The 11,416-nt window shown below is 48.3% G+C and carries 11 protein-coding genes and 3 tRNA genes; 13 read left to right on the forward strand and 1 reads right to left on the reverse strand.

From position 1 onward, the window contains the following. Positions 1–85 precede the first annotated feature (85 nt). The 3 genes from DXA87_RS07650 to DXA87_RS07660 all read left to right on the forward strand — a co-directional run bounded on the left by DXA87_RS07650 (position 86) and on the right by DXA87_RS07660 (position 329). Positions 86–159 (forward strand) — tRNA-Met (locus DXA87_RS07650). Positions 160–163: 4 nt separating this feature from the next. Then, positions 164–236 (forward strand) — tRNA-Phe (locus DXA87_RS07655). Positions 237–256: 20 nt separating this feature from the next. Next, positions 257–329: transfer RNA gene (locus DXA87_RS07660), tRNA-Lys, on the forward strand. 125 nt (positions 330–454) lie between these two features. Here DXA87_RS07660 and DXA87_RS07665 read toward each other — a convergent pair. Beyond that, the gene (locus DXA87_RS07665) at positions 455–1,141 is read right to left on the reverse strand and encodes a TIGR00266 family protein (RefSeq protein WP_015553911.1); all 687 of its coding nucleotides are present in this window, start codon (positions 1,139–1,141) and stop codon (positions 455–457) included. A gap of 296 nt (positions 1,142–1,437) precedes the next feature. Between DXA87_RS07665 and DXA87_RS07670 the strand changes: the two genes are divergently transcribed. The 10 genes from DXA87_RS07670 to pgsC all read left to right on the forward strand — a co-directional run bounded on the left by DXA87_RS07670 (position 1,438) and on the right by pgsC (position 11,400). Further along, a complete protein-coding gene (locus tag DXA87_RS07670) occupies positions 1,438–2,709 on the forward strand; it encodes a hypothetical protein (RefSeq protein WP_147324193.1) in 1,272 nt (423 codons plus the stop codon). 222 nt (positions 2,710–2,931) lie between these two features. After that, complete coding sequence (locus tag DXA87_RS07675; RefSeq protein ID WP_282433263.1) at positions 2,932–4,524, forward strand: aminotransferase class I/II-fold pyridoxal phosphate-dependent enzyme; 1,593 nt, start codon at positions 2,932–2,934, stop codon at positions 4,522–4,524. A 254-nt stretch (positions 4,525–4,778) separates the two neighbouring features. Further along, positions 4,779–5,360 carry a guanylate kinase gene (locus DXA87_RS07680; protein ID WP_117503742.1) on the forward strand — a complete coding sequence of 194 codons (582 nt, stop codon included), beginning with the start codon at positions 4,779–4,781 and terminating at the stop codon, positions 5,358–5,360. 151 nt (positions 5,361–5,511) lie between these two features. After that, a complete protein-coding gene (gene holB, locus DXA87_RS07685; protein WP_117503822.1) occupies positions 5,512–6,504 on the forward strand; it encodes a DNA polymerase III subunit delta' in 993 nt (330 codons plus the stop codon). Between the two features lie 10 nt (positions 6,505–6,514). Continuing rightward, complete coding sequence (locus DXA87_RS07690) at positions 6,515–7,426, forward strand: stage 0 sporulation family protein (protein WP_015553914.1); 912 nt, start codon at positions 6,515–6,517, stop codon at positions 7,424–7,426. Further along, a complete protein-coding gene (locus DXA87_RS07695; RefSeq protein WP_117503743.1) occupies positions 7,416–8,153 on the forward strand; it encodes a tRNA1(Val) (adenine(37)-N6)-methyltransferase in 738 nt (245 codons plus the stop codon). The genes DXA87_RS07690 and DXA87_RS07695 overlap by 11 nt, the downstream gene beginning before the upstream one ends. A gap of 197 nt (positions 8,154–8,350) precedes the next feature. Further along, entirely contained in the window at positions 8,351–9,199 is an 849-nt protein-coding gene (rsmI, locus tag DXA87_RS07700; protein WP_117503744.1) for a 16S rRNA (cytidine(1402)-2'-O)-methyltransferase, read from the forward strand. A 213-nt stretch (positions 9,200–9,412) separates the two neighbouring features. Next, on the forward strand, positions 9,413–9,679 hold the full coding sequence (locus DXA87_RS07705; protein WP_117503745.1) for a hypothetical protein: 267 nt from the start codon (positions 9,413–9,415) through the stop codon (positions 9,677–9,679). A gap of 175 nt (positions 9,680–9,854) precedes the next feature. Beyond that, entirely contained in the window at positions 9,855–10,982 is a 1,128-nt protein-coding gene (pgsB, locus tag DXA87_RS07710; RefSeq protein ID WP_117503746.1) for a poly-gamma-glutamate synthase PgsB, read from the forward strand. Continuing rightward, entirely contained in the window at positions 10,975–11,400 is a 426-nt protein-coding gene (gene pgsC, locus DXA87_RS07715; RefSeq protein ID WP_117472162.1) for a poly-gamma-glutamate biosynthesis protein PgsC, read from the forward strand. The genes pgsB and pgsC overlap by 8 nt, the downstream gene beginning before the upstream one ends. Positions 11,401–11,416: the final 16 nt, after the last annotated feature.

The following is an 11,416-nucleotide window of genomic DNA, read 5'->3' on the forward strand; positions in this document are numbered from 1 at the left end:
TTGCTTCGGTGGTTCGAATCCACCTCCGCCCATTAAATAGGTATTGATTTTTCGATATTTATTTTGTATAATTAAAAAGCATCGTCGCGGGGTGGAGCAGTCTGGAAGCTCGTCGGGCTCATAACCCGAAGGTCGTAGGTTCAAATCCTGCCCCCGCAATTATGCCCAGATAGCTCAGTTGGTAGAGCAGAGGACTGAAAATCCTCGTGTCGCTGGTTCGATTCCAGCTTTGGGCATTACAACTTCATAGTTGTATGGGATATTAGCTCAGTCGGTAGAGCACTTGACTTTTAATCAAGTTGTCCGGGGTTCGAATCCCCGATGTCTCATTAAGTTGCGGAAGCCGAGAGGTTTCCGCTTTTTAGTATTCTAAAGTTTGCTAAAAAAGAGGTTGCTGCACATTCACACAGCAACCTCTTTTTAGGTTAAAGTATATGTTGTTGAAAGTCGAAGATCAGTTTGATTTTGTCGGAATGAACTGTGCAATGCGTCCGGCGAAATCAGCGATATTCTGAGTCTGAAGGATCACACGGCCAGGACCGGTAAGCTTTGTGAGGAAGAGACCTTCGCCGCCGAAGAAGATGTTTCCAAGGCCTTTGATCGTCTCAACTTCATATTTTACGGTTTTCTCGAACGCAACGATATTTCCTGTATCAACTTTGATCACTTCGCCCGGTGCAAGCTGTTTCTCGACAACATCGCCGTCGATTTCGAGAAAGGCCATTCCGGAACCGGAGATGGATTCAAGGATGAAGCCTTCGCCGCCAAACAGTCCGGAAGTAAATTTCTTTGTGAAGGTGACATCAAGATTTACAGAATCCTGTGCGCAGAGGAATGCACCTTTCTGGCAGATCATGCCGCCGTTTTCTGCCGCGTCGATCGGAAGAACCTGCCCAGGTACAGTTGACGCAAATGCGATCGTGGCACCCGGAGCATCCGCACGGTAGGTAGCCATAAACATGGATTCACCGGCAAACATGCGGCCAAGACCTTTCATAAATCCGCCGCGTGTGTTTGTGGACATGGAAATCCCTTCAGACATCCAGGACATTCCGCCGGACTGTGTGTACATAGTTTCGCCTGGAGCATCAAATTTGATCTCAACTGCAGGGATAGTTGTGCCAATAATTCTGTATTTCATAGGATCCTCTCTTTCTGGCGTATTGAACGATGAAAATACGCTTGTATTGCTGTATCCAAAAGATACACAAGGGTGAACAAATATATTATATCATACTCTGCCGATAGTTACAAAAGAGATACTGGAATGAAATTTACAGTGAAAAATCCTGTTTATGAAAATAACAAAATGATAACATGTTTACAGTTTCCTTAAATGTGGGGGTGCTCGCTTGTGTGAAAAAATTATGGATGATAAAATATCGGTAACAAGTTCAGTGACAGGCGAGTTCAGTTTTGGAAAAAGAAGGTGGCAAGGTGAAAAAGATTTGGATGATGACGGCAGCTTTAGGACTAGGAATCTGGCTGACAGGGTGTTCGCCGGCTTTTGTTCCGGTAGAAGATCCGAGTGAGCCACAGACAGAGGAACGAAATAGTCCTGAAACGGAAAAAGAAGATCAGAGGGAAAATCTGGCCTTTCAGCCACTTTCGGAGGAAGAACGTCGGTGGATCGTAACAGAATTGGAATCCTTTGATGGAGATCATAAATTTTCGGATATGGATCCGGAAAAGGCAGCATCCTGCGGCGGAGAGATCCGGGATGCGTATGATTTTGTTGGACGGGAGACGGAAAATGGTTGCGGGTATGTCCTGGGATTTCGAAAAGGCAAGGAGGATCCGCTGAAAGATCTCAGCATTTACAGCATTGATGATGTGATCGAGGCTGAAAAGTGGAACGAGGACGAAAGTATTTTTGAAAAAGTATATACTTTCGAAAATGTTTATGAAATGTATTACACGGAAGCAAAGGATGTTCTGTTTTTTGTTCCGAGCGGAATAGAAGGACCGGAAGAACTCAGAAAAGCGTTTACATATAGCCTCTGTGACGGTGACGAGGGGGTCCGGTATCTGGAGACTGTAAAGGAGCGCGGTGTGCGGATGTCACCACCGGAGGACGGCGGATATCTTACCGTCCGAAGATTTGAAGCTGCAGAGGTACTGGAGGAATATATTCCTTTGACTGAGGATCAGGAGAAAGAGATCACCGGCTTGAATGAGATCATTGATCCGGTAATGTATGGAATAGATGGGATCACATATGCGGCAAGCCAGGAAATTTATGAGTCAGAAAACCCGGATCCGGATGAGATCACGGTTCCGGCATTAAAAATTGCAGAGGAAAAATGTGAATTTCAGACGGTCGGAACGGAAGACATGAAAGAAATTACAAGTGCGGAACTTGAGGTGGTCCCGATTTCCAAAGAGCTGGAGAAAAACACCGATTTGGCGCGCAAAGATTCTGCTGACTCGGAGGTCGTAGGGATTTCCGAGATGCTGCAGGATCCGGAATTGTTAAAAAGGCTGGAGGAGATCCTGGCGGGGGCATCTTTTGATGAAGCGAAAGAATGTCCGTATAACGGGATCCTGACGCTGACAAAGGCGGATGGGACACAGGTAGTGGTGAGACTGGCATCGGACGGATGCGATTCGATGGTTTATGGCAGCTATAGCTTTTATCAGGCAGCCGGGGGTGAAGTCGCGGAAATTTGGGATATGTTTCCGGAGGTAAAAGCGGAGATTGTAAAGTAAGCCGGCGTTTGTAGTATTGACATTTCTTATGGAATACAGACAGATATTAGACTGGGTGAACAAAGAAGACTGGAGTGCATTATTGGATGTAGGACAGTCGCAGATTGAGAAACTTCTCTCGGAGCAAAAAGAAAAAAATATTTTATAACGAATGCGGATGCGAATTTGACGGACAACTCCCAGTTCATTTGCAGGCGGATGGGAAACAGGAGAATAAAAATTTTGAATTACAGAAAAGAAAAACAGCCGGGACTTTTAGAACGGCTGACAGAATATGCGGGATCGGATGCGTATCCATTTCATATGCCGGGACATAAAAGACGGGAGATTCCGGATGGGATCCCGGGGGGATTTCCGGACCCGTATGGGATCGATATCACGGAGATCGATGGGTTTGACAACCTGCATCATGCGGAAGGAATTTTGAAGGACGCCATGGATGAGGCGGCTGCGATCTACGGGGCGGACCGGTCCTGGTATCTTGTGAATGGGAGTACATGCGGGATTTTAAGTGCAGTTTTTGCGACTACGGAAAACGGCGGAAAGATCCTGACAGCGAGAAACTGTCATAAGGCGGTGTACCATGCGATCTACCTGAACCGGCTGGAGGCGGAGTATCTGTATCCGGAGGAGATCACGGAATTCGGGATCAATGGAGGAATCCGTGCGGAGGACGTGAGAAAAGCGCTTGAAAAGGATGCGATGCGCTGTGCGGGAAATTCGGGGGATGTGAGAGGAAAAAACACGAAAATCCAGGCAGTGCTCATCACATCCCCAACCTATGAAGGCGTGGTGTCGGATATCCGGGCGATCGCGGATGCGGCTCATGAATACGGGATCCCATTGATCGTCGATGAGGCGCATGGGGCACATCTGGAGTATGCAGATCAGTGTCACAGCTTTCCGAAATCGGCGTTGGAATACGGGGCTGATATCGTGATCCAGAGCCTTCATAAGACGTTGCCATGCTTTACACAGACGGCAATCCTGCATGTGAAGGGAAAGTTTGTGGATCAGGACAGAGTTTCGAGGTATTTGTCCATGTTTCAGACGTCCAGCCCGTCATACCTTTTTATGGCTGGGATGGAGCGGTGCATCCGGTATATGGATGGGGACGGAAGAAATGGGATGGTCCGGTATGAGGAAAGACTGGAGCACTTTATGGAGCGGATGGAAGGACTTCAGGTACTTGAGGTTCTGGACCGGGAAATCTGTGGGAAATATCGGACTGTGGCCGGATGGGATCCGTCGAAGATCGTGGTTTCCACGATGCGCGCAGAGGATTTTCACGGGGAAGAGCTGGCGGAGACACTGCGGAGAAAATACCATCTTGAGATGGAGATGACAGCGCCGGAGTATGTGATCGCGATGACGTCGCTGATGGACACGGAAGAAGGATTTGAGCGGCTTGGAACGGCGCTGCTGGAGATTGACGGGGCATTGAGACACTGCGTGGAGCCTGAACAGCAAAAAGAAAAAGGTGAGTCAAAGGAAAAAGAAAGATGTGAGACTCCAGAAGTCACGGAATCCAAAGTTTTGCACCCGGTCAGGAGAATGCTCATCTGCGAGGCGATGAATGGCGATACGGAGCGCACAGCGCTTCAGGATACGGTCGGGAAGGTATCTGCGGAGTTTGTGTATCTGTATCCGCCGGGAATCCCGATCATCGCGCCGGGAGAGGTCTTCACGGATGCGATCGTGGAGAAGATCATGGCGTATAAGGCAGCAGGGCTTCTTGTTCAGGGACCGGCTGATCCGGATGCGGACGTGATCTTAACATGTCAGACGCCAGGGCTTGTTCATAAAGGATGCTGATGAGTATGCTGCTGGGGAAGGAAATCGTTAGTGATTCAATTATTTTTCCAAGCAGGAACAGGAATTCTTACATCGTATAAGTGGAGACGCGGATCCCGTGAAATTATCGAGCGAGGATGGAAACAACGGTTGCACGGGACCTCTGATTTTGATACAATGAAAAGATAGAACCTGAAAAGTGGTTGTAAAAGTTCGATCGAAAAGTCTTATCTGACAGGGATAAAAATTATAATACAGAAGGCTGAGAGAAACAAATGGGCAGGATATATTATCTTCTTGGAAAGAGCGCGACAGGAAAAGATACACTGTATAAGGAAATCCTGAAACGGAGACCAAAGCTGCGGACGGTGACGATGTATACAACAAGACCGATCCGGGAAGGCGAGACGGACGGAGTGGAATATTTCTTTACCGGTCGAGAGGAGCTGGAGAGGCAGCTGGCTTCCGGAAAGGTGATCGAGTCGAGAACTTATCAGACGATCGCCGGTCCATGGACTTACTATACGGTGGATGACGGGCAGTTTGATGTTGCCGACGACGAGTCCTGTCTTATGATCGGGACACTGGAATCTTACGAGAAGATGTGTGCCTATTTTGAAGCGGGAAAGATGGTCCCGGTCTATATCGAGGTCCCGGACGGGATCCGGCTTCTCAGGGCCGTCAAACGCGAGGAAAACCAGAAAAAGCCGAATTATCGGGAAGTCTGCCGGAGATACCTTGCAGACGAAAAAGATTTTTCAGAGGAAAATCTGGAACGCTTGGGAATTACGAAGAGATATCAGAACACGGATATGGAAATGTGCCTGGAAGAAATCCTAAGGGATTTGGATAAATAACTTTTTATAGGCGTTATTTTGTGGTAAGATAAAATGGAAACACCGTTAGCGGGAACAGTTAAATGTTCTGTTCGAACCGGGAAGCTCCGGCGTAAAAAGCACTGCCGGAACCAACAGGATGAGGAGGGATGCGGCTATGTCAGAAGAAAAGATCATGGGATTTGAAGAGATCCTCGGGAATGAGATGGTGAAAGATCACTTTAAAAAGGCGATCCAGAACCATAAGATCTCACATGCTTATATCCTGACGGGAGAAGCCGGCATGGGAAGAAAATCGATCGCGAATGCGTTTGCGATGACACTCCTGTGCGAAAAAGGCGGAAGTGAGCCGTGTATGATGTGCCATTCCTGCAAGCAGGTGATGAGCGGAAATCATCCGGATCTCATCTATGTGACGCATGAAAAGCCGGGAAGTATCGGCGTGGATGATGTGCGGGAACAGATCAATGATACGATCATGATCCGTCCGTACAGCAGTTATTATAAGATCTATATCGTGGATGAGGCGGAAAAAATGACGGTCCAGGCGCAGAATGCCCTGTTAAAAACGATCGAGGAGCCGCCGTCCTACGCGGTCATCATTCTGATCACGACGAACCAGGAGGCGTTTCTTCCGACGATCCTCTCCAGATGTGTCCAGATGAAGTTAAAGCCGCTTAAGGATTTCACGATCAAGAGTTACCTGACCCAGAATCTCCATATCGCGGAGAAGGATGCGGATATCTGCGCTGCATTTGCGAGGGGAAATCTCGGAAAGGCGATTCATCTGGCTTCGTCGGATGAATTCAAGGAACTTTTCCAGAAGGTCATGGTTCTCGTGAAAAACGTGGGAACTATGGATATTTCGATGCTTCTGGATTGTATCCGGGAGATGAAAGAGCAGAACTTTGATATCGGCGAGGTGCTGGATCTGATGCAGCTCTGGTACCGGGACGTGCTCATGTTCAAGGTCACAAAGGACATGAACCTGCTGATCTTCAAAGATGAATATAAAATGATCAATGAGACGGGAGAAAAAGTCGACTATGCCGGTCTGGAAGCGATCCTTGCGGCGATCGACACAGCGAGAACACGTTTGAACGCAAACGTAAATATGGAATTGGCGATGGAATTACTCCTGCTGACCATGAAGAACCCGTCATAAGGAGCAAAGAATGACGAAAGTAATTGGAATCCGCTTCCGAAAAGCGGGAAAAGTGTATTATTTCAGCCCTGGTGAGAATGAGATCAAGACCGGCGACCATGTGATCGTCGAGACAGCCAGAGGTGTGGAATATGGATATGTGGTGCTTGGAACCCACGAGGTGGATGACAAGAAGGTGATCCAGCCGTTAAAGTGCGTGATCCGTATGGCGACACCGGCGGATGAGGAGACGGAGCGCCGCAACAAGGAGAAAGAAAAAGAGGCCTTCAAGGTATGCGTTGAGAAGATCAAGAAGCACAATCTCAGTATGAAGCTCATTGACACGGAGTATACCTTCGATAATAATAAGGTGCTGTTCTATTTTACGGCAGACGGAAGAATCGATTTCCGTGAGCTGGTAAAGGATCTGGCGTCCGTGTTTAAGACGAGGATCGAGCTTCGCCAGATCGGTGTCCGCGATGAGACAAAGATCGTGGGCGGAATCGGTATCTGCGGAAGACCGCTTTGCTGTGCGTCCTATCTTTCTGAGTTTATTCCGGTATCCATCAAAATGGCGAAGGAACAGAATCTTTCCCTGAACCCGACGAAGATCTCCGGTGTCTGCGGAAGACTGATGTGCTGCTTAAAGTACGAGGAAGATACTTATGAGGAATTAAACGGAAGACTTCCGAATATCGGCGACTATGTGACAACAGACGACGGTTTAAAGGGCGAGGTCCACAGTGTGAGCATTCTGCGCCAGCTTGTGAAGGTCATTGTGACTGTGAACAACGATGAGAAGGAGATCCGTGAATATAAAGTGGATCAGTTAAAATTCCGCCCGAAAAAGAGACGGGAAAAGCAGTCCACGAACGATGCGGAGCTTAAGCAGTTAGAGGCTCTTGAGAAAAAAGAAGGGAAATCAAAACTCGATGACGATTGAGTTAAAGGAAAATGAGCGTCTGGATGATCTTCAGAGAAATGGACTGCAGATCATCCAGAAGACAGATGGGTTCTGCTTTGGTATGGACGCGGTTCTGCTTTCTGGTTTTGCTGCTGTAAAGCCCGGGGAGCGGGTACTGGATCTTGGAACCGGGACGGGGATCATTCCGCTTCTTCTTTCCGCAAAGACGGAGGGAGAACATTTTTCAGCGCTTGAGATCCAGGATGAGATTGCCAGGATGGCGGAGCGGAGCGTAAAATTAAACCATCTGGAAAATAAAATTGAGATCGTACATGGAGATATCAAGGAAGCCAGCCGGATTTTCGGAGCGGCTTCCTTTGATGTCGTTACGACAAATCCACCGTATATGAATGACTCCCACGGGCTTAAGAATCCGACGGAAGTGAAGGCGATCTCGAGACATGAGGTCCTCTGCACGCTGGAGGATGTAGTGCGGGAAGGCGCAAAGGTGCTGAAGCCCGGCGGAAGAATGTATATGGTGCACCGCCCCCACAGGCTGATCGAGATCTTAGGGACGATGAAACAGTATAAGCTGGAACCGAAACGGATGAAACTGGTGCACCCGTTCCGGGATAAGGATGCGAATATGGTCCTTATTGAAGCGGTTCGCGGCGGCGGGGCCTGGATGAAGGTGGAAGCGCCGGTGATCGTTTATAAGGAGCCGGGAGTGTATACGGATGAGATCTATTCGATTTACGGGTATTAAATTGTTGAGGGGGGTTCTTTTGGCGGATGAGCCGGAAAATGTCAGAAATTTTCTAAACGAAAAGCTCCGGATAATGTAGGAATAGTCGCGGATCTTGCCAATCCGGAATGGAATCATCCGTAAACTCGCGTTACGGAAATATTGAGATAAAAAGCTGTCGGTGAAAAAGCAGCATCGGGCAGCAGGAGGAATTGGTCATGCAGGGAAAATTATATTTATGTGCAACGCCTATCGGGAACCTGGACGATATCACGCTGCGGGTGTTAAATACATTGAAAGAGGTAGATCTGATCGCTGCGGAAGATACGCGGCACAGCATCAAGCTTTTAAACCATTTTGACATCAAGACTCCGATGACCAGTTACCATGAGTTCAACAAGGTGGAAAAGGCGAGAGTTCTCGTTGAGAAGATGAAGGAAGGCACGAATATCGCACTGATCACGGACGCCGGGACACCGGGAATCTCGGATCCGGGCGAGGAGCTTGTAAAGCAGTGCTATGAGGCCGGAATCGAGCTGACTTCTCTTCCGGGACCGGCAGCGTGCATCACGGCGCTCACGATCTCCGGGATGGCGACAAGACGGTTTGCGTTTGAGGCGTTTCTGCCGTCCGATAAGAAGGAAAAGCAGAGAATTCTGGAAGAATTAAAGTCAGAGACCCGGACGATCATCCTCTATGAGGCGCCGCACCGTCTGGTACGGACCTTGGAAGAGCTTCTTGAGGCGTTAGGGGACCGGAGGATCACGATCTGCCGGGAACTCACAAAGAAGTACGAGACGGCATTCCGGACCACGTTTCAGGGGGCGTTAGATCATTTTGAGACGGAGGAACCGCGGGGCGAATGTGTCATCGTGATCGAGGGAAAGAGCCCGGAGGAGATCAAAAAAGAGAAGGAACAGACATGGGAAGCCATGTCGCTCACGGAACACATGGACGTCTACCTGTCACAGGGAATCGAGAAGAAAGAAGCGATGAAGCTTGTGGCAAAGGACCGCGGAATCGGGAAACGGGATGTGTACCAGATGTTGTTGGAAGAGCAGGAATAGGGATTTCGAGAAGAAGATGTGTCGCTGGTTATTGAGTGTGATGACGGGTGGTACGTCTTCTTTTTTACGAAAAAAATATAGACAAATAACGAAAAAATAACAAATATCTTAATAATGAAGCGAGAAAATAAATAGTGATTGAAAAAATGGGGGGGAATGATATAATTCAAGTAGATGAAACGGAAACAATCAGCATAGCGGGGGGCGATCTATATGAAGAAAAAAATGTGGTTAACATTATGTAACTTAGGCGTTTCAGTAGTATTTTTATTATCGTTATATAGCTATACAAAGGGTATGAGAATGTTTTCGCTGGGATTAGCAATGGCACTTCTTATAGAAATAGGTATCAGAGGGCTTATTGAGCAGAAATTTGCGCAGGAGGGCGCTGAGGTAAATGGAAATAAGATTTATCATGTATCTGAAATATTAAGATATGCCTGCGCTATTATTTTGGCAATAGCAGTGTGGCGCAGTTAGTTTAAATGACAGTGATTAAAATAATAGTTTTAATATAAAATGCTTCTTTTTCCCAAAGCAATAATGCAGTTGGGAAGAAGAAGCATTTTCTCATATTTATCTGTGGAGTTTTGTGTCGTTTCGGAGTATGATTTAAGAAAATGGTTCTTCTGAACGATAAAATCTGAGGTGTTTTATGCTTAAGATAACGATTCTTCTCTTAGGGCTTTTCTGGTGCCTGAGACTTTGGATAGAGGGGCGGGATGCGGCGAAAAGCCGCGCGACCCTGCGTCACGTGGTGCATGTAAACGGCACACGAGGGAAATCTACGGTCTGTCGGCTGATCGAGGCCGGCTTGCGGGCAGGCGGTTTGCGGGTATTCTGCAAAACTACAGGTACGGATCCGATGACAATAGATGTTTCCGGCAATGAAGAGCCTCTGCACCGCAGAGGCAAAGCCAATATTAAAGAACAGGTCGGCATTCTGTGCCGTGCTGCCGCCCAGAATGCGGAAGTTCTGGTGATCGAGTGCATGGCATTGCAGCCCGAATATCAAAGATGTGCGCAGCATCGCATTTTGCAGGCCGATGTGGGCGTGATTACGAACGTGCGGCACGATCATGCCGATGTGATGGGGGATAGTCTTCCGGAAATTGCGGATACGTTGAGCAACACGATTCCCAAGGGAGGCGTTTTATTTACGGCCGATGAGGTCATGGCAGCCCGTCTCAGGAGCCATGCGGAGGTGCTGGGCAGCCGCTTCGTTCTGGCACGTCCCACTGGGGATGAGCCGGATTTTGATTTTGCCGAAAATATTTCCCTGGCGCTAGCTGTATGTGAAGATCTGGGCGTTTCGCGGGAAACAGCTCTTGCGGGCATGGCACATTATAAGCGCGACCCTTATGCGCTGGCACTATATAAGATGGGGCAGGGGATTTTTGTGAATGCCGTTTCGGTAAATGATTCTGATTCCACCTGCATCGTATGGGAAGATCTGCAGAAAAAACTTGGAGAGAAGGCCGGAAAGCTTATTTTGATCGTATGCAACCGGGCTGATCGGGGAAGCCGCACCCGGGATATGCTGACTGTATGTGAGAGACTGGCTCCGGCCGAGGTCTGGCTGGCAGGTTCGCATAAAGACTATATGACTGCCAAACTGCACCGGTTCTTGCCTGATTGCGCCGTGCGCAGTTTTTCACAGGCTGACGATATGCCTCTAAACGATACAGAACCAGGTACAGTGCTGTTTGCAGTCGGCAATTTGTATGGAGCGGGGCGCAAACTGATCGCCCGTGTCCGCGAGGAGGGAGAGCCTTATGTATAATCAAATCATTCTGTTAGGTGTAGTGGTGAGTATGATCTTTACCGAGATTACCGGGCTTTCGGCTGGACTTATCGTACCCGGTTATCTGGTTCTGGCGTTACATAGCCCCGGTCGTATTGTTACTACGCTGATTATGGCATCCGTGAGTGTGCTTTTATGCCGTCTGGCATCGCAATGGCTGATTTTATTTGGTCGACGCCGGTTTGCCTTTCTGATCCTGCTGACCTTTGTGCTGAATTGTGTACTTTCCGCATGGAGACTGCTTCCCTTCAGTGTGATTGGCATTTTAATGCCAGGTATTCTGGCGCGGGAAATCGATAGACAGGGATTCTTCGATGCCTTTCTGGCAATTGCCGCCACTACGCTTTTTACGGCGCTGATCTTACTGCTTATCGGGCAAAAGCTGCCCGGCGTGTGAAAGGAGGCGTTTTCGC

This window comes from Desulfotomaculum sp. OF05-3 (assembly GCF_003435535.1).
In the GTDB taxonomy this organism is placed as follows: Bacteria; Bacillota; Clostridia; order Lachnospirales; family Lachnospiraceae; genus Pilosibacter; species Pilosibacter fragilis.